The sequence below is a fragment of the Microbacterium hydrothermale genome, from assembly GCF_004854025.1.
Taxonomy (GTDB): domain Bacteria; phylum Actinomycetota; class Actinomycetes; order Actinomycetales; family Microbacteriaceae; genus Microbacterium; species Microbacterium hydrothermale.
In genome coordinates, this window is sequence record NZ_STGM01000008.1 from 41682 (window position 1) to 60756 (window position 19075).

Annotated in this window: 13 protein-coding genes; 10 read left to right on the top strand and 3 right to left on the bottom strand. The window is 71.5% G+C overall.

Annotated features, from left to right (window positions below):
* Nucleotides 1–212: 212 nt before the first annotated feature.
* Entirely contained in the window at nucleotides 213–1883 is a 1671-nt protein-coding gene (locus tag FB047_RS14235; RefSeq protein WP_136587872.1) for a Mur ligase family protein, read from the bottom strand.
* Between the two features lie 87 nt (nucleotides 1884–1970).
* Between FB047_RS14235 and FB047_RS14240 the strand changes: the two genes are divergently transcribed.
* On the top strand, nucleotides 1971–3287 hold the full coding sequence (locus FB047_RS14240) for a M50 family metallopeptidase (RefSeq protein ID WP_136587873.1): 1317 nt from the start codon (nucleotides 1971–1973) through the stop codon (nucleotides 3285–3287).
* A 114-nt stretch (nucleotides 3288–3401) separates the two neighbouring features.
* Here FB047_RS14240 and FB047_RS14245 read toward each other — a convergent pair whose 3' ends face one another.
* The gene (locus tag FB047_RS14245) at nucleotides 3402–5342 is read right to left on the bottom strand and encodes an anthranilate synthase family protein (protein WP_136587874.1); all 1941 of its coding nucleotides are present in this window, start codon (nucleotides 5340–5342) and stop codon (nucleotides 3402–3404) included.
* 214 nt (nucleotides 5343–5556) lie between these two features.
* Here FB047_RS14245 and ispG point away from each other — a divergent pair, with 214 nt between their 5' ends.
* The 6 genes from ispG (at nucleotide 5557) to FB047_RS14275 (ending at nucleotide 12498) form a co-directional block, all read left to right on the top strand.
* Entirely contained in the window at nucleotides 5557–6708 is a 1152-nt protein-coding gene (gene ispG, locus FB047_RS14250; protein WP_205823045.1) for a flavodoxin-dependent (E)-4-hydroxy-3-methylbut-2-enyl-diphosphate synthase, read from the top strand.
* 50 nt (nucleotides 6709–6758) lie between these two features.
* Nucleotides 6759–7943 carry a benzoate/H(+) symporter BenE family transporter gene (locus tag FB047_RS14255; protein WP_136587875.1) on the top strand — a complete coding sequence of 395 codons (1185 nt, stop codon included), beginning with the start codon at nucleotides 6759–6761 and terminating at the stop codon, nucleotides 7941–7943.
* A 74-nt stretch (nucleotides 7944–8017) separates the two neighbouring features.
* Entirely contained in the window at nucleotides 8018–8548 is a 531-nt protein-coding gene (locus FB047_RS14260) for an RNA polymerase sigma factor (RefSeq protein WP_167494256.1), read from the top strand.
* Nucleotides 8545–9654 (top strand): hypothetical protein, encoded by a 1110-nt coding sequence (locus FB047_RS14265; protein WP_136587876.1) that lies wholly within the window; start codon nucleotides 8545–8547, stop codon nucleotides 9652–9654. The genes FB047_RS14260 and FB047_RS14265 overlap by 4 nt, the downstream gene beginning before the upstream one ends.
* Nucleotides 9655–9703: 49 nt before the next feature.
* Nucleotides 9704–11500 carry a proline--tRNA ligase gene (locus tag FB047_RS14270; protein WP_136587877.1) on the top strand — a complete coding sequence of 599 codons (1797 nt, stop codon included), beginning with the start codon at nucleotides 9704–9706 and terminating at the stop codon, nucleotides 11498–11500.
* A 176-nt stretch (nucleotides 11501–11676) separates the two neighbouring features.
* Nucleotides 11677–12498 carry an aldo/keto reductase gene (locus FB047_RS14275; RefSeq protein WP_136587878.1) on the top strand — a complete coding sequence of 274 codons (822 nt, stop codon included), beginning with the start codon at nucleotides 11677–11679 and terminating at the stop codon, nucleotides 12496–12498.
* Nucleotides 12499–12694: 196 nt separating this feature from the next.
* Here FB047_RS14275 and FB047_RS14280 read toward each other — a convergent pair whose 3' ends face one another.
* Nucleotides 12695–13504 carry a DUF1206 domain-containing protein gene (locus FB047_RS14280; RefSeq protein WP_136587879.1) on the bottom strand — a complete coding sequence of 270 codons (810 nt, stop codon included), beginning with the start codon at nucleotides 13502–13504 and terminating at the stop codon, nucleotides 12695–12697.
* Nucleotides 13505–13580: 76 nt separating this feature from the next.
* Here FB047_RS14280 and FB047_RS14285 point away from each other — a divergent pair, with 76 nt between their 5' ends.
* From FB047_RS14285 to FB047_RS14295, 3 genes are all read left to right on the top strand, one after another.
* Nucleotides 13581–15419 carry an alpha/beta fold hydrolase gene (locus tag FB047_RS14285; protein WP_136587880.1) on the top strand — a complete coding sequence of 613 codons (1839 nt, stop codon included), beginning with the start codon at nucleotides 13581–13583 and terminating at the stop codon, nucleotides 15417–15419.
* Between the two features lie 112 nt (nucleotides 15420–15531).
* Complete coding sequence (locus FB047_RS14290) at nucleotides 15532–18027, top strand: glycogen/starch/alpha-glucan phosphorylase (protein ID WP_136587881.1); 2496 nt, start codon at nucleotides 15532–15534, stop codon at nucleotides 18025–18027.
* 307 nt (nucleotides 18028–18334) lie between these two features.
* The gene (locus FB047_RS14295; RefSeq protein ID WP_136587963.1) at nucleotides 18335–18937 is read left to right on the top strand and encodes an HD domain-containing protein; all 603 of its coding nucleotides are present in this window, start codon (nucleotides 18335–18337) and stop codon (nucleotides 18935–18937) included.
* Nucleotides 18938–19075: the final 138 nt, after the last annotated feature.

Consider the following 19075-nt stretch of genomic DNA (forward strand, 5'->3'; position numbering starts at 1 on the left):
GCAGGAGGTGTGCGGCTCGGGCGGCGGCGTCGGCGCTCGGCCTGAGTAGGGTCGTTGCGGTTGCCGCGGTTGCGGCTGCGGGGCGGGGCCTGCACAACTCCTGCACGAACGTCGTTGACGGCGGTTTTCGCGGCTCTCAGTGCGAATATGCCGGAGGTGTGCAGCGGAGGCGACGGGAACCAGCTGAGCGGCGCCGGCCTCGCCCGCAGGCGTCAGGCGGGGAAGTCGACCGGGCGCTCGGGGTCAGACGACGGGGTGCTGTCGGCCGGGTAGGGCACCGGCCACTGCGGGTCCGGCACGGCCCACCCCGCGGCGCGCAGGGCCCGACGCGACAGTTCGCGCGCCGAGTACGGGGTGCGCACGCCGCGGATGTCGCGGTAGTCCTGGTGTCCGGGGCCGGCCCACAGGATCGCATCGCCCTCGCCGACCAGCTTCACGGCCTCGAGGATCGCGCGCTCGGGCGGCGTGAACTCGAGGATCTCGGCGTCGGGACGCGCGAGGCGTGCACCCTCGACGAGCACCGTGCGGATGGCATCCGGGTTCTCGTGACGGGGGTGGTGGTCGGTGACGATGAGGATGTCGCTGCCCTCGACCGCCGTGCGGCCCATGTCGTGACGCTTCGTGGCGTCGCGGTCGCCGTCGGCGCCGAAGAGCATGACGACCGTGCCGGGGGTCACGCGGCGGACCGCGGCGAGGGTCTTCTCGAACGCGTCGGGGGAGTGCCCGAAGTCGACGTACACCGCGGGGCCTTCGGCGCCGGACACGAGCTGCGTGCGTCCCGGGAGGGACGCGTCGATGCGCTCGCCGTCGAGGGTGCTGAACAGGTGCTCCCAGGTGTAGCCCGCCTCGAGCAGCATGACGATGGCGAGTCCGGCGTTGGCGGCCATGTGCCGACCGATCACCGGCACCACCGTCGTCAGCGAGCGGCCCTTGCCGTCGGAGAGGGTGAACTCGGTGCCCTCCTGGCGCTCGTCGACGATGTCGACGGTCCAGTCGGCACCGGCACCGGCACCGACACCGGCATCGTGCGCGATCGCGGGGGTCGCGATGGTGACGACCGGGATCTCGGCGCGCGCGGCGATCTCGGCGCCCGCGGGGGAGTCCAGGCAGACCACGCCGCGGCGGGCGCGGTCGGGGCGGAAGAGCGGGAGCTTCGCCTCGAAGTACTCGCGCATGTCGGCGTAATCGTCGAGGTGGTCGTGCGTGAGGTTGGTGAAGCCGGCGACGTCGAACACGAGGCCGTCGACGCGGTGACGCGTGAGGGCCTGGGCGCTGACCTCGACGGCGACGGCCTCGACGCCGCGCTCGCGCATGAGGGCGAGGAGGGCGTGGAACTCGGATGCCTCGGGCGTGGTCAGACGCGAGACGATGACTTCGCCCGCGATGTGGCGTTCGGCGGTCGACGACAGGCCCGTGACGACCCCGAGCTGGCCGAGGATCCCCTCGAGCAGGTGCGACACGCTCGTCTTGCCGTTGGTGCCCGTGGTCGCGAGCAGACGCGGCAGGTCGTCGTCGGGTCCGGTGCCGTAGACCCACGCCGACAGGTCTCCCAGCAGCGCGCGGGGGTCGTCGACCACGACGATCGGAAGACCCGCGGATGCCGCGATGGCGGCGCCCGCCTCATCGGTGACGACGGCGACCGCGCCGCGCTCGGCGGCGGTGGTCGCGAACTCCGCTCCGTGCCGGTTCACGCCCTGGATGGCCACGAAGGCCTCGCCGGCGCGGAGGTCGGCCGTGGCGAGGGTGATCCCCGACAGGACGGTCGCGTCGATGTCGCCGACCGTGCGCACTCCCCACCGGCGGGCCAGTTCCGCGAGGTCGCGACGGGGCGGATGCTCCGGTCGGAGGACGGGGGGCAGGTTCGAGGGGGCGTCGCTGGGCATCGCGTCCATTGTCTCATCCGGTGTCGCACAGACACCGCATCGCGGCCGCACGGGCCGTTCAAAGGCTGTCGGCGGTATCGTCGCCGGGTGACCGCGATCGCCTTCCTCATCGGCGTGCTCGTGCTCGTGATCGGTCTCGCGATCTCGATCGCCCTGCACGAGATCGGGCATCTCCTGCCCGCCAAGCTCTTCGGCGTGCGCGTCGGCCAGTACATGATCGGCTTCGGTCCGACGCTGTGGTCCAAGCGGATCGGCGAGACCGAGTACGGGTTCAAGGTGCTGCCGCTCGGCGGGTTCATCTCGATGGCCGGCATGTACCCGCCCGCCCCCGACGACGCCGAACCCGGGACGAAGCGCTCGCGGTTCTTCGCGACCATGGTGCAGGACGCCCGGGATGCCAACGCTGAGACGCTCATCGCCGCCGACGACCGCGTGTTCTACAAGCTCCCGGTCTACAAGCGCATCATCGTGATGCTCGGCGGGCCGATCATGAACCTCCTGCTGGCCTTCGTCCTGTCGGCGATCGCGGTCAGCGGCATCGGCATCGCGCAGGGGACGACCACGGTCGCCTCCGTGTCGCAGTGCGTGATCCCCGCCGGTGCCGACAGGTCCGACTGCGCCGCGGGCGATCCGGTCGCGCCCGCCGCCGCCGCCGGCATCCTGCCCGGAGACACCATCGTCTCGATCGACGGCACCGCGGTGTCGACCTTCGACGAGGCCGCCGCCGTCATCCAGCGTTCGCCGGGTCAGGCGCTCGCCGTGGTCGTCGAGCGGGACGGTGCGCAGCAGACCCTCACGCTCACCCCTGTCCAGGCCGACCGTGCCGTCACCGGTGCGGACGGACGGGCGGTGCGGGATGCCTCCGGTCAGCCCGAGTACCGCAGCGTCGGCTTCGCCGGGCTCAGCCCGCAGTCGGCCCTCGTTCCGCAGCCGATCTGGGTGGGTCCTGAGGCGACCATCCAGCAGGTCGGGGCCGTGGCGCAGATCATGACCCAGCTTCCGGTGCGCGTTTACGACACGGCCGTCGACCTCGTGACGGGTCAGCCGCGCGACCCGAACGGACCGCTCAGCGTGGTGGGTGCCGGCCGGCTCGCGGGGGAGTACGCCGCGGTCGACGCTCCGATCCTCGCCCGCGTGCAGTCGATCATCGGGCTGCTCGCGGCGCTGAACATCGCCCTGTTCGTGTTCAACCTCATCCCCCTGCTGCCCTTGGACGGCGGGCACGTCGTGGTCGCGCTGTGGGACGGGATCAAGCGGTGGTTCGCCCGCATGCGCGGAAAGGTCGCGCGGCCGGTGGATGCCACGAAGCTCGTCCCGCTGACCTTCGTCGTTGTCGTGCTGCTGGTCGGTATGGGCGGCGTGCTGTTCCTCGCCGACGTCTTCAACCCGGTGCAGCTGCTGTAGTCCGCGGCGCACAGGGGCTTCGACGGGCTCAGCCACCTGTGCCGTGTGGACCGGGGGCTTCGACGGGCTCAGCCGCCCCGGGGTGGTCCCTGAGCCCGTCGAAGGGACAGTGCGTCAGAGCACGTGCGAGATCAGCCGCTCGAGCGTCCGCATGCCGTCGCGCGACAGGATCGACTCGAGGTGCCCCTGCACGCTCGCGAACCCGGGGCCGCGGAGGGCGTACACGTCGCCGGTCTCGGCATCCGCCGCGACCTCGGTGATGATCTCGGTCGTCACCGATCCGCGGCCTGTCGTGAGCCCCCGCTGCGAGGTGCCGGGCGCGACGCGCGCCGTGAACGTGTTGTAGAACCCGATCGACGCCGGTTCGCCGAACACGTCGACGCTCTTCTGCAGGCCCTGGTGCGGCTTCGCGAGGGGGGCGAGGTCGATCCCCAGCTGGTCGGCGAGGATCTGGTGGCTCAGGCACACCGCCAGCAGTGGAGCGGAGCCGCTCAGCCGCCGCGCGACGACCCCGTGCATGGAGGCGATGCGGGCGCTGTCGGCGTCGCGCGGGTCGCCCGGTCCCGGGCCCGAGACGACGAGGTCGGCGGCATCCACCTCCGCATCGGTCACCTCGGCCCAGTGCACGATGCGGGTGTCGAGCCCGAGGTGGCGCAGCTGGTGGGCGAGCATCGTGGTGAAGCGGTCCTCGGCATCCACGACGAGGGCCGTGCGGCCGGCGAACGGCCCCGAACCGTCGGGGTCCTGCGGGTTCATCCAGAACGGGGCGAGACGCTCGTTGCGAGAGGTCAGGAGCTCGGCGATCGCGGGATCCTCGGCGAGCGGTCGGCCCTCGGCGACGGGGGCGTCGGGGTCCGCCTCGGCGGGGGCGACGGGCACGTCGCGCGGGATCGCGCCGATCGCGCCGAGCACGCCCGCGGCCTTGCCGTGCGTCTCGCCGACCTCGCCGTACGGGTCGGAGTGACGCACGAGCGTCGCTCCCACCGGTACGCGCAGGCGCCCGTCGACGAGGTAGGCGGTGCGGATGAGGATCGGCGCGTCGAGATCGTGGGACGGACCGGTGGCGTCGCTGTTCGGCGTGAACAGCGCCGCGACGCCGGAGTAGTAGCCGCGCGGGGTCGTCTCGTGACGGGCGATGACCGTGCACGCGTTCTGCATGGGCGAGCCCGTGACGGTGGGGGCGAACATCGTCTCGCGCAGGATGTCGCGGGGATCGAGGTCGCTGTGCCCGCGGAGCATGTACTCGGTGTGGGTCAGCCGCGACATCTCCTTCAGGTGCGGGCCCGTGATGCGGCCGCCGTCGCTGCAGACGGCGCTCATCATCTTCAGCTCCTCGTCGACGACCATGAAGAGCTCCTCGGTCTCCTTGGTCGAGCGCAGGAACTCCGCGAGGGTCTCGGCCGTCGACCCGCCCGCCGGGTGGCGGAACGTGCCCGAGATCGGGTTCATCGTGACCACGCCGTCGCGGGCGCTGACGTGCGCCTCGGGGCTGGCGCCGACCGCGACATGCCCGTCGGTGACGACGGCGAAGGTCCAGTACGCGCCCTTCTCGTGTTCGAGCAGCGCGCGGAACCACGTCAGCGCCGCCACGCGCGGGTCGGCGTCGACGTCGGCCACGAAGTCGCGGCGGATGACGAAGTTCGCGCCCTCGCCCCGACCGATCTCGTCGGCGATCACGCGGCGCACGATGTCGGCGTAGTCCTCGTCGGCGATGTCGAAGCCCGCTCCCTCGAGGTGAACGGGGGAGGAGGGCAGGGATGCCATGACCTCCGCGCGCGACAGGACCGTCCGCTCCCCGATGACCAGGCAGCGCAGCGGCGCACCGTCGTCGTGGCACACGAACCCGCGCTCGCGCACCTGGCGGAAGGGGACGAGCGCGAGGACCTCCCGAGCGGTCCCGTCGTCGTCGATCAGGGGGATGTCCGCGAGGAGCTCGACGTCGACGACGTCGCCCGTGAGCACCTCGACGGTGTCGGGGTCGCGCGCGATGAGCGCGAACGGCGCGTCGCCGGCGAGGAGGCTGTGGAGCGGAGAGGAGGGGTCGGGCCCGGTCATCGAAGTACTTCCGTCTGTGAGCGAGGGTCCTACGCGGCCGCCGAAAACACGAAGACCGCCCGGATCCCGAGGGAGGGCGGTCTGTCGCACGCGAACTCACCGCCTAGACGGTGGGCCACCAGCTGAAATGCGCGCGCATGGCGCCGAACCTACCACAGGGAGCATTTGCAGCCTGTTCCGACTCCGTCCAGCGAGGGCGGCGTAGGCTGAGCCCGTGCCTGCTGTGAATCTCGGAATGCCCCGCGTGCCGGAGACCCTCGCTCCCCGTCGCAAGACCCGTCAGATCCGGGTCGGCAAGGTGCTCGTCGGGGGCGACGCCCCCGTGAGCGTGCAGTCGATGACGACGACGCCGACGACGAACATCAACGCCACCCTGCAGCAGATCGCCGAGCTCACGGCATCCGGCTGCGAGATCGTGCGCGTGGCCGTGCCGTCGCAGGACGACGCCGACGTGCTGCACATCATCGCCAAGAAGAGCCAGATCCCGGTCATCGCCGACATCCACTTCCAGCCGAAGTACGTCTTCCAGGCGATCGACGCCGGCTGCGGCGCCGTGCGCGTGAACCCCGGCAACATCCGCAAGTTCGACGACCAGGTCGGCGCGATCGCGAAGGCGGCCAAGGACGCCGGAGTGTCGCTGCGCATCGGCGTGAACGCCGGTTCGCTCGACCGCCGCCTGCTCGAGAAGTACGGCAAGGCCACGCCCGAGGCGCTCGTCGAGAGCGCCGTCTGGGAGGCCTCGCTGTTCGAGGAGCACGACTTCCACGACTTCAAGATCTCGGTCAAGCACAACGACCCGATCGTCATGGTCAAGGCGTACCGCCTCCTCGCCGAGCGGGGCGACTGGCCCCTGCACCTCGGCGTGACCGAGGCCGGCCCCGCGTTCCAGGGCACGATCAAGAGCGCCACGGCCTTCGGCATCCTGCTCTCCGAGGGCATCGGCGACACGATCCGCGTCTCGCTGTCGGCCCCGCCCGCCGAAGAGGTCAAGGTCGGCCACCAGATCCTGCAGTCGCTCAACCTGCGCGAGCGCAAGCTCGAGATCGTCTCGTGCCCCTCGTGCGGTCGCGCGCAGGTCGACGTCTACACCCTCGCCGACGACGTCACCGAGGGCCTGAAAGACATGACCGTGCCGCTGCGCGTGGCCGTCATGGGCTGCGTCGTGAACGGTCCCGGAGAGGCGCGCGACGCCGACCTCGGCGTGGCGTCGGGCAACGGCAAGGGCCAGATCTTCGTCAAGGGCCAGGTCATCAAGACCGTGCCCGAGGCTGAGATCGTGCAGACCCTCATCGAGGAGGCCAACCGCCTCGCCGATGAGATGGGCCCGGATGCCGCGCCCGGGACCGCGCAGGTCATCACGGCCTGAGCCGCCCGTCGCGGGGCGGCGCCCGGTCTTCCGATAGCGTCGGGAGTCCCATGACCGTGACTCCCGCGCCCTCTCTCGCCCGTCCGCTCGTCGCCGGGGTCGTGACCGCCCTCGTCGGTTTCACCAGCACCTTCGCCGTCGTGCTGACCGGTCTTCGTACGGTCGGGGCCTCTCCGGCCCAGGCCGCGAGCGGGCTGCTCGCGATCTCGATCGTCGTCGGCATCGGATGCATCGTGCTGGCGGGACGCTTCCGCATCCCCATCACCGTCGCGTGGTCGACCCCGGGCGTCGCCCTGCTCGCGGCGACCGGCGCGGTCGACGGCGGGTGGCCGGCGGTCGTGGGCGGCTTCTTCGTCTGCGCCGCGCTCATCCTCTGCACGGCCCTGTTCCCCCCGCTCGGCGCCCTCATCGCGCGGATTCCGCCCTCGATCGCGCAGGCGATGCTCGCGGGCGTCCTCCTGCCGCTGTGCATCGCCCCGTTCGTCGGCCTGGTCGACGACCCGTGGGGCGTCGCACCCGTGCTGATCGTGTGGCTCGTGGCATCCCGCCTGCTCCCGCGGTGGGCGGTTCCGCTCGCCTTCGTCGCGGCGATCGTCGTCGTCGCGGTCGAGCTGACCCGCACCGGCGTCGACACGGATGCCGCTTCGCTGCTGCCGCGGCTCGAGTTCACCGTCCCGACCCTCACCGTCGGCGCCGTGGTGGGGATCGCCCTGCCCCTGTTCGTCGTCACGATGGCCTCGCAGAACGTGCCCGGCGTCGCGGTGATGAAGAGCCTCGGCTACACGATCCCGTGGCGTCCGGCGATGCTCGTCACCGGGCTCGGTTCGGCGGCGGCCGCCGGGTTCGGCGGTCACGTGATGAACCTCGGTGCCATCAGCGCGGCGATCGCGGCGGGCCCCGACGCGCACCCCGACCCGCGTCGCCGCTGGGTCGCGGGCGTGTCGGCCGGGGGCACCTACCTCGTGCTCGGCGCCCTGTCCGCGGCCTTCGCGGCGATCGTGCTGCTCGCTCCGGCGGGGGTCATCCCCGCGGTCGCCGGCGTCGCCCTGTTCGGGGCCTTCGGGTCCGCGGTGCAGCAGGCGATCGACGACCCCGGCGAGCGGGTGCCCGCGGTGGTAACGTTCCTCGTCGCGGCATCCGGGATCGCGGTGTTGGGCGTGAGCGCCGCGTTCTGGGCGCTGCTGGCGGGGCTCGTCACGCGCGCGGTGCTGCACGTGGGGCGGCGGGCCGGCTGACCACCGTCACCGTTTCGTTATCCGTGGCCTCGTCCGCGTGGGAACCGAACGGGGATTCGCGGACACTTCAGAGTGTGGATGACGACGACACCGGGCTGTGGGACCGGGTACGCCAGGGGGACGAACTTGCGCTCGCCGCGCTGTTCGACCGGCACGAGGGGCGGCTGTTCCGGCACGCCTCGAGACTGCTGACCCATCGGGAGGACGCGAAGGATGCCGTGACGGTCGCCTTCTTCGAGCTATGGCGCAAGCGGGCGACGGTGCGACTGGTCGACGGATCGCCGCTGCCGTGGCTGCTGACGACGGTGGCGCACTGCGCACGCAATCTCGAGCGCTCGAGCCGGCGGTACCGAGCGCTCCTGGACCGAGCGCCGGTGGCCGAGCCGCGGGCGGTGCACGGGCGCGACGACAGCGGCGTGATGGAGGCGTTGAAGCGGCTGCCGGAGCGAGAGCAGGCGGTGGTGGTGCTGTCGGTGCTGGAGGGGTACGCCGAACGCGAGGTGGCCCAGGCCCTCGGCATCCCGCCGGGGACGGTGAAGTCGCGGCTGGCCCGCGCGAGGGCGAAATTGCGCAGCGAGATCGCGATGGGAGGGGCACGGGCATGAACGACGAACTGACGCCCGAGGAGCGTGCGGCCCTGCGCGCACGAATCATGGGAGGCGCTCGTGACATCATGCCCGTCGGCGGGCACCGGGCAGCCTGGATCGCCGGATCGATCGCCGCGGTGCTGGTGGTCGGCATCGCGGGGGGCGTGGCGGTGACCTCGACGCTGGGCGCGCCGCAGGTCGCGACCTCGCCGAGTCCGACGGCCGCGGTGATCGAGCCCGAGCCCACGACGACCCCCACCCCTACTCCCACCCCCACCCCGAGTGCGACGTCGACCGCACCGACGCCGGACGCGTTCGGCGGCGATTGCGCGAACGTCTTGAGCGATGAGGAGGCCTCGGCGATCGTCGGGGTCGAGATGGTGCTCGCGAACGGTCTGGCCCCGGACGACCCCGGGGTCCTCGGCGGAATCTCCTGCCAGTGGCGCGCCTCCGGCGAGGGGTACGAAGCGGTGGGCGTCTCCGTGTTCCCCTCCGATGTGGTGCCCGAAACGCTGCGCGGTTCGCTCGGCGTTCCGTCGAACTGCTCCCTGGATGCACTCGGTTGCCGATCCGACGCGCGGTTCGGCGACGCCGTCGTCTCGGCGTGGGGTTCGACGGACGCGCAGGTGGCGGCGCTTCTCGCGGAAGTCGGGCCGCGAGCGGAGGAGAGACCCGGTGTGGGAAGTGCCGTTCCTCCGGGAGCCTGGGCCGTGCCGGACTGCGAAACCGTCCTGCGTCTCGCTCAGGACGCGCGCGGTGAAGGTGATCTGACACCCCACCGAGGCGATTACTTCCCCTTCGGGCTCGCCTGGGACGTTATGAGCGCGAACGGGGCCGCGGGGTACTGCGCGCTCGACAACGGGTCGAGCGTCGACAGTGCGGCGGTGATCGACATCCTCTTCGGTCCGGGCTCGGAGCCGGACGCCGCGGCCATCGAGAAGATGTCGGGTGTCGCCGTCTCGGTCGAGGGAGCGGACGCCGCGTGGCATTTCCCGGAATTCACGCCGGCCTTCGAACTCCTCCTCGTGCAGTCCGGCCGCAACATGCTCTCGATCGGGACGGGCAATCTCACCGAGGCGGAGATGGCGCGGATCGCCGAGGGGCTGATCGGCGGTCTCGAGTGACGCGCCGCCGACCGCTGGCCCTCATCCGCGCGGCCTAGACTCGACTCTCGTGGTCACCCGTCTGTCGAACTACTTCCTCCGCACGCTCCGCGAAGACCCCTCGGATGCCGAGGTCACGAGCCACCGCCTGCTCGTGCGCGCCGGCTACATCCGCCGCAACGCCCCGGGCATCTTCGCGTGGCTGCCTCTCGGCCTGAAGGTCAAGGCCAAGATCGAGGCCGTCGTGCGCGAGGAGATGGCGAACGCCGGTGCGTTCGAGGTGCACTTCCCGGCTCTGCTGCCGCGTGAGCCCTACGAGGTCACCGGCCGCTGGGAGGAGTACGGCGACGCGCTGTTCCGCCTGCAGGACCGCAAGGGAGCCGACTACCTGCTCGCGCCCACGCACGAGGAGATGTTCACCCTGCTGGTGAAGGACCTCTACTCGTCGTACAAGGACCTGCCGCTGACGATCTATCAGATCCAGGACAAGTACCGCGACGAGGCTCGCCCGCGCGCCGGTCTCCTGCGCGGTCGCGAGTTCACGATGAAGGACGCGTACTCGTTCGACGCGACCGACGCCGGTCTCGACGCCTCGTACCAGGCGCAGCGCGACGCCTACGAGCGCATCTTCACGCGCCTCGGCCTCGAGTACGTCATCGTCGCCGCCGACGCCGGCGCCATGGGCGGGTCGAAGTCCGAGGAGTTCCTGCACCCGACCCCCATCGGCGAAGACACCTTCGTGCGCTCCGCGGGCGGCTACGCCGCGAACGTCGAGGCCTTCACGACCGTCGTGCCCGACGCCCTCCCGATCGAGGGACAGCCGGATGCCGTGATCTTCGACTCCCCGAACACGCCCACGATCGCGACTCTCGTCGACCACGCCAACGCGCACCTCGACGCCCCCGCCCCCGGCATCGCCGGACCCGCGACCGCCGAGGCCACCGCGTGGACCGCCGCGCACACGCTCAAGAACGTCGTCCTCGCCCTCACCCACCTCGACGGCACGCGCGAACTCGTCGTCGTGGGCCTGCCCGGCGACCGCGACGTCGACGACAAGCGCGTCGAGGTGGCCTTCGCCCCGGCCGAGGTCGAGGCCGCGACCGAGAAGGACTTCGCTGAGAACCCGCTCCTGGTCAAGGGCTACATCGGCCCCTGGTCGCCCACCGGTCCCGTTCTGGGCGAGGAGTCGGCGACGAAGATCCGCTACGTGCTCGACCCCCGCGTGGTCGACGGAACCGCGTGGATCACCGGCGCCAACATCGACCAGAAGCACGTGCAGTCGCTCGTCGCCGGTCGCGACTTCGTCGGCGACGGCTTCGTCGAGGTCTCGACCGTGCGCGCCGGCGATCCGGCCCCCGACGGCTCGGGCCCCGTGGAGCTCGCGCGCGGCATGGAGGTCGGCCACGTCTTCCAGCTCGGCCGCAAGTACGCCGAGGCCCTGGGTTTGAAGGTCCTCGACGAGAACGGCAAGCTCGCCACGGTCACGATGGGCTCGTACGGCATCGGCGTGACCCGCATCCTCGCGATCATCGCCGAGCTCAACAACGACGACAAGGGGCTGATCTGGCCGGAGTCGGTCGCTCCGTTCGACGTGCACGTGGTGGCCACCGGCCGCGACGCGGCGGCGTTCGAGCTCGCGGCATCCGTCTCCGACCGGCTCGAGACCGCGGGACTCGACGTGCTCTACGACGACCGCCCCAAGGTCTCGCCCGGTGTGAAGTTCGGCGACGCCGAGCTCGTCGGCATCCCGCGCATCCTCATCGTGGGCCGCGGCGCGGCCGACGGCCAGGTCGAGCTGTGGGACCGCCGCACGGGCGAGCGCGAGACGGTGTCGGTCGATGACGCCGTGGCGGCTCTGACCCGCTGACGTCGCCGCTCCGGCGCCTCTTCACCGCGAGACGGCATCTCGCTGACGAAACCGTTGCAGGCTGCAACCGACTCGTCGGTGAGATGCCGTCTCGCGGTCGTCGAGGGGGCTACCGGGGAGGGGGCTACCGGGGAGGGAGCAGACCGGGAGGGGGAAGCATCGGTACCGTGGATGCCATGATCTCCGCTCCCCGCCTGTCGCTGAGCGACGGCTCCACGATCCCGCAGCTCGGCGTCGGCACGTACAAGGTGCCGGCCGAGGTCACCGTCGATCTCGTGGAGGGCGCGCTCGCCGCGGGCTACCGCCACGTCGACACCGCGGCCCTCTACGGCAACGAGGCGGAGGTCGGCGCGGGACTGCGCGCGTCGGGCCTGGACCGCGACGAGGTCTTCGTCACGACGAAGGTCTGGAACGACGATCAGGGCTTCGACCGCACGCTGCGGGCGTTCGACGAGAGCGCCGTGAAGCTCGGCCTCGACCGGGTCGACCTGTACCTGATCCACTGGCCCATCCCGAGCGCCGACCGGTACGTCGACACGTGGAAGGCGCTGCTGCGCCTGCAGCAGGAGGGGCGCGCCACCTCGATCGGCGTGAGCAACTTCTCGATCCCGCACCTGGAGCGCCTGCGCGACGAGACGGGCGTGCTGCCGGCGGTCAACCAGGTCGAGCTGCACCCGCGCTTCCCGCAGGACGAGCTCGTCGCCTGGCACGCGGCGCACGGCATCGTGACCGAGTCGTGGGCCCCGCTCGCGCGCGGTGGTCTGCTCGACGAGCCGGTGCTGTCGCAGATCGCCGCGAAGTACGGCAAGACCCCCGCTCAGGTCGTCATCCGCTGGCACCTCGACCGCGACCTCGTGGTGTTCCCCAAATCGGTGTCGCTGGACCGCATCCGCGAGAACGGGGATGTGTTCGACTTCACGCTCGACGCCGACGATCGCGCGCGGATCGCCGGGCTCGAGACGGGCGAGCGGACGGGGCGCAACCCCGACCTGGACTGACCGCCCGGGTCGTGCTTCCCGCGACGCCGTGCACGACGCAGGAGATCCGGCGAACGTCGGGCGGTCACGGGCGTGGCCACCGGCCCGCCGTCGTCGGCCGGCCGCCGATCTCCTGCGTTGTGCTCGGGCCCGGACGGCCGTTGTGCTCGGGCCCGGACGGCCGTTGTGCTCGGGCCCGCTCGACGCGGGCCGCCGCTCACGCGTCGAGGCGGGCGTACCGTGCGCGGAAGACCGTGAACACGCCGTAGGCGAGGAAGCCGAGCCCGACGAGGCAGGCGAGCAGCGGACCCGCGGGCACCGCGAGCACCGCCGACACGGCCCCGTCGAGACCGCCCGCCGTGTCGGGCTCGACCGTGACGGCCGCGACGACGACGAGCGTGCCGACGATCAGCAGCGCGATGCCCTTCGTCACGAATCCGATCACCCCGAGGGTCGTGAGGGCGAAGCCCGCCGGTCCGTCGGGCGTGCGCACCTTCGTGCGGAACGACCGGCGCACCCCCATCCACACGAACCCGACGCCCACCGCGGCCACCGCGACGCCGACCGTCCCGAGCACGAACCCGCCGACCGACCACGTCAGCACGCCCTCGCTGAGGTCTTCCGCGGCTTGTTCGGCGCGCGGGCGCGCACCGAGGGCGACGGATGCCGAGACGAGACCGATCGCGACGAAGACCACGCCCTGCGGCGCCTCGGTGAGGATCCGGCCGATCCGGCGCCACACGGTGAGGTGGCGGGGAGCGAACGCCTGCAGCAGATGCCAGCCCCCGAGGGCGACGAGGCCGACCGCGAGGGCCCACAACGCCGCCGACCCGAGAGGGACGGCCGCGAGGGCGCGGAACGCGCCCGTCTGATCGCTGTCCTCCTGCGCGCCGAAGCCGACGGCGATCACCAGCCCGCCGATCAGCAGGTGCAGGACGCCGTTCGCGGCGTACCCGGCGCGCGCGGCGACGCGGAACGCGGGGTTGGCCTCCGCGTCACGGGCGGCGGCGCGGGCGGGGGTCGACATCACGCCACCGTAGGCGCCGAGGCGGTGCCCGCGCGAGGGGCGTCGGGCCCGCCGACGTGATGCCTATCATGGCCTGATGCCCGCCACCCGCCGACCGCAGCTGCGCCGGTGGAACGCCCTCCCCGCCCTCGTGCGCGACGCGCCCCCGCGGGTGCTCCTGATCGTCGGCGTCGTCGTGGTGGTGCTCGGTGCGCTGATCCTCTCGCGCCCGCTCACGTCCCTCGTGCTCCTGGGCGTGTACGTGGGCGCGAGCGCCGTGGTCATGGGCATCCTCGAGCTCGTCGGTCGCCCCGCGAGCTGGTGGGCCCGCTCGGTGTCGGCGGCGTGGATCATCGCGGGCATCGCCGTGCTCGTCTGGCTGGGCCGCAGCCTCGAGCTGCTGCCGCCGGTGCTCGCCGTGCTGCTCGTGATCGGCGGTCTCGCGTCGATCGGGCGCGCGGTCAGTCGCGGAGGGGTCAGCGCTCGCGTGCTCGCCCTCTCGTGGGGCGTGGCCCAGGTGGCGTTCGGCGTGCTCTCCTTCACCTGGCCGGATGTCACGGTGCTCGTGCTGGCCGTCGTCTTCGGTGTGCGCACGATCGTGTTCGGTCTCGGGGTGCTCGGGCGCGGGGTCGCCGGCATCCGTCGTCCGCGGCCGCGAACGGAGCCCTTCGACGCGCAGCGCGCGGTGCGGCGGCGGCGCGTGCGCGCGGGGTGGGCGGCCGCCGGTCGCTACGCCCTCTCGCTCGTGCTGGTGGCCACCGCGGCGGGCGGATGGTGGCTCAACGACTGGCTCGACGCGGGCGCGCCCGTCGTGGATGCGTTCTACGACCCGCCGGCGCAGGTGCCCAGCGGGCACGGCCGGCTCATCCGCTCCGACGCCTACCTCGGACGCCTCCCCGAGAACGGCGACGTCTCGCGCATTCTCTACACCACACGGGATGCCGAGAACCGACCGGCCGTGGCCAGCGCGCTCGTGATCGTGCCGAAGGATCCCCCCGCGGGTCCGCGCCCGGTCATCGTCTGGAACCACGGCACGACCGGCGTCGCCCAGGGGTGCGCGCCGAGCCTGCGCGACGCCTCCGCGACCAAGTGGTCGATCCCCGCGCTCGAGCAGGCGCTCAAGGCCGGGTGGGTCGTCGTCGCCTCGGACTTCTCGGGACAGGGCGCCCCCGGCGCCTACCCGTACCTCATCGGGGAGGGCGAGGCCCGATCGTCCCTCGACGCCGTGCTGGCCACGAGCGAGCTGCGCACCGACCTCACGCTCTCGCCCGACACCGTCGTGTGGGGGCACTCGCAGGGCGGCCACGCGGCGCTGTGGACCACGGCGATCGCGAAGGACTACGCCCCGGGCCTCGACGTGCTCGGCACCGCGGTGGTCGCCCCGGTCGCCGATCCGCCCGCTCTCGCCCGCGAACTGCTCTCGGGACCGCCGAACGCGATGCTGTCGGTGATCACGTCGTGGGTGCTCGTGCCGTACTCCGAGACCTACGCCGACGTGCACCTCGACGACTACATCGCCGAGGGGTCGCGCTCGATCGTGCTCGAGATGACCCAGCGGTGCCCGAGCGAACCGGGCGTCGTGGTCTCGGTGCTCACCGCGCTGGGCGTGTCGGAGGACCGGCCGCTGTACAGCGCCGATCTGACGTCGGGAGCGCTCGGCCGCCGTCTCGCCGAGAACGCCATGACCGCGCCGCTGGGCACGCCCATGCTCGTCGCGTGGGGCGCCGACGACGAGGTCATCCCGCCGACGCTGCAGCGCGACTACGTGCAGAAGCTGTGCGCGGAGGGGCAGCCGGTGCGCTGGGCCACCTACGCCGGTTACGACCACCTGCGCCCGATCCTGCCGAAGTCGCGCTTCCTCCCCGTGCTCTACACGTGGACGAAGAACCTGATCGACCGCACGGACCAGGTCGTGAACGGCTGCGGGCTGCGCTGACGCGTCGGGGAGCGTCCGAGGCGGTTCCGCCCGTGCGGCGAACGGGTGAAGATCATGTGTCGGCCCGGATGCCGTCTTGGCAGGCGGAGGGGGTTCTGATTACGGTCGGAGGGTGCCCGAGAACACCCCTGAGCTGCGCCCCACTCACCCCCTGGCTCTCGCGCCCGTCGTCGCCCCCGCGGCATCCGTCGACGGCTTCGCGAAGCAGTTCCTGCAGAACCTGAACTTCGACCAGGGGGTGACGCTGTCGAACTCCGACGTCAACGACCAGTACCTGGCCCTGGCGTACACGGTCCGCGACTACCTCATGGCGCGCTGGTTCGACGATCGCGCCCAGCAGAAGGCCCAGCAGAACAAGACCGTCTGCTACCTCTCGGCCGAGTACCTGCTCGGTCGTCAGCTCGACAACAACCTCCTCGCCGCGCGCCTGACCGACATCGCCACCGAGGCGCTCGCGCAGTGCGGCATCGACATCGACGACCTCCGCGCGGTCGAGATCGAGCCGGGCCTGGGCAACGGCGGCCTCGGACGCCTGGCCGCCTGCTTCGTCGACTCGCTCGCGACCATGAGCATCCCGGCGATCGGCTACGGCATCCGCTACGAGTACGGCATCTTCCGTCAGGCCTTCGCCGACGGACAGCAGGTCGAGCAGCCCGACGCGTGGCTGCGCATGGGCTCGCCCTGGGATTTCGCCCACCCCGAGGCCGCGCAGACGATCTCGTTCGCCGGAACCACCGAGACCTACGACGACGAGGGCGTCGAGCGCACCCGCTGGGTCCCCGAGTGGAACGTGCTCGCGGTGCCGTACAACATGATGGTCCCCGGCTACCACAACGGCCGCGTGAACACCCTGCGCCTGTGGCGCGCGGTGGCCACCAACGCCTTCGACCTGCACACCTTCAACTCCGGCGACTACGTCGAGTCGGTGCGCGCGCAGACCTTCGCCGAGAACATCTCCAAGGTGCTCTACCCCGAGGACTCCACCCCCCAGGGCAAGGAGCTGCGCCTGCAGCAGCAGTACTTCTTCGTCGCGGCATCCATCGCCGACTTCATCGAGAACGTCCTGCCCGACGACTTCGACCTCGAGAAGCTCCCCGAGCGCGTGATCTTCCAGCTCAACGACACGCACCCCGTCATCGGCGTGCCGGAGCTCATGCGCGTGCTCGTCGACGAGAAGAAGCTCGAGTGGGATGCCGCGTGGGCCATCACCCAGAAGTGCTTCGCGTACACGTGCCACACGCTGCTGCCCGAGGCGCTCGAGGTCTGGTCGGTCGACCTGCTCGGTCGGCTCCTTCCGCGTCACCTCGAGATCATCTACCGCATCAACGACGAGTTCCTGCTCGAGGTGCGCGAGCGCTTCGGCGACGACGAGATGCTCATCCGCAACATGTCGATCATCGGGGAGCACCCGTTCCGTTCGGTGCGCATGGCGTATCTCGCGACCGTCGCCGGCTCCAAGGTCAACGGCGTCGCGGAGCTGCACTCGCAGCTGCTGCGCGACAACGTGCTGAAGGACTTCGCCACGATGTGGCCCGACAAGTTCACCAACGTCACGAACGGCGTCACGCCGCGCCGCTTCCTGCGCTTGGCGAACCCCGACCTCTCCGCCCTCATCACCGAAGCCCTCGGTGCGGGCTGGACCGTCGACCTCGAGCGCCTGCGCGGCCTGGAGGCCCTCGCCGACGACAGCGACTTCCGCGAGCGGTTCGCCGCGGTCAAGGCCGCCAACAAGCGCCGCTTCGCCCGCGTGCTCGAGGCGCGCGGAGACCAGCCGCTCGACGACGGCCACATGCTCGACGTGATGATCAAGCGCCTCCACGAGTACAAGCGGCAGACGCTGAAGGTGCTGCACATCGTCAGCACCTACGAGGGCATCGTCTCGGGTCGCCTCGACGTCGACACCGTGCAGCCGCGCACGTTCCTCTTCGGCGCCAAGGCCGCCCCCGGTTACGGCATGGCCAAGCGCATCATCCACCTCATCAACGCCGTCGGCGAGGTCGTGAGCGCCGACGAGCGCGTCAAGGGCAAGCTGAAGGTGCTGTACCCGGCGAACTACAACGTGACCCTCGCCGAGAGCATCATCCCCGCCGCCGACCTGTCGGAGCAGATCTCGCTCGCCGGCAAGGAGGCCTCCGGAACCGGCAACATGAAGCTCGCCCTCAACGGCGCCCTCACCATCGGCACCGACGACGGGGCGAACGTCGAGATCCGTCAGCTCGTCGGCGACGACAACTTCTTCCTCTTCGGCATGAGCGAGCCCGAGGTCGAGGCGCTGTGGGCCGAGGGCTACCGCCCCGCCGACTTCTACCAGGCCGACGACGAGTTGCGCCGCGCGATCGACCTGATCGCGTCGGGGGCGTTCTCGGGCGGCGACCGCACGGTGTTCGAGCCCCTCGTGTCGAACCTGCTGTACGACGACCGCTTCATGGCGCTCGCCGACTTCCGCTCGTACCTCGACGCGCAGGACCGCGTTGACGCCGCCTACGCCGACCAGGACGCGTGGGTGCGCTCGGCGATCCTCAACGTGGCCCGCAGCGGATACTTCTCCTCCGACCGCGCGATGCGCGACTACCTCGACCGCATCTGGCACGCCACCCCGGTGAGCTGACGCGGCCTGCGGATGCCGCGACCCGGGCGCTCGCCCGAGGTCGCGGCATCCGTCGTTCCGCCGGTGGGGGCGGGGCGGGCGCGGGATGCGGGGCGGTGGCGCGCGTTGCGGGTGCATAACGCAGGAGATCCGGATGCCGCGCGGCCCGCGCCCCGCGGAACCGCGCGGTCGTCGTGGCGTTCGGTGCCCGGATCTCCTGCGTCCTGCCCGCGCGCTGGCGGGAAGGCTGCGAAGGGTGGCCGCCGTGCGTCTGGTCGACGAGCGCGGGTTCCGCGAGAGTGGGGGTCCACCCGATCCCGGAGGCCCCGTGCGCATCAGCGACTTCCCCGTGCCCGACACCCTCGCCGCCCGCGGCGCCCTCGCGCTGGCGCAGCAGTACCAGTCGCCCGCGATCACGGCGCACGTGCTGCGGTCGTGGCTGTGGGCCGAGGCGTTCGCGGTGGTCGACGGCATCCGGGGCATCGACCACGAGCTGCTGTACGTCGCGGCGGTGCTGCACGACATCGGCACGGTGACGGAGTTCGACAACCACACGATCTCGTACGAGCACGCCGGCGGTCACGTCGGCGTCGCGCTGACCGCGGGCGCGGGCTGGGAGCAGCCCCGGCGCGAACGCGTGCTCGAGGTGGTCGTGCGGCACAACTGGCCGGGCGTGGATCCGAGAGAGGATGCCGAGGGGTACCTGCTCGAGATCGCGACGGGCCTCGACATCTCGGGGTCCCGCCCCGACGCGCTGCCCGAGGACTTCCGCCGCGAGGTGCTTGCCGTCCACCCGCGCGGCGCCCTCGCCGAGGAGTTCGGCGCGTGCGTGCGCGATCAGGCCGCCCGCAAGCCCGACACCGCCGCGCGGCGCCTGGTCGACGGGGGAGTGGTGGCCAAGCTCGCCGCGAATCCGCTCGAGCGTCTCTGAGGGCGGTGGAGCCGGATCGACACAGCGCAGGAGATCCGGCGTCCGAGGCCTCCGGTTCTCGTGCGATGCGCCATTTCGCCCGGATCCTCCTGCGTCGTGTTGCCGTACGCGAGGGGTCCGACGTTCCACGGGTCGCGA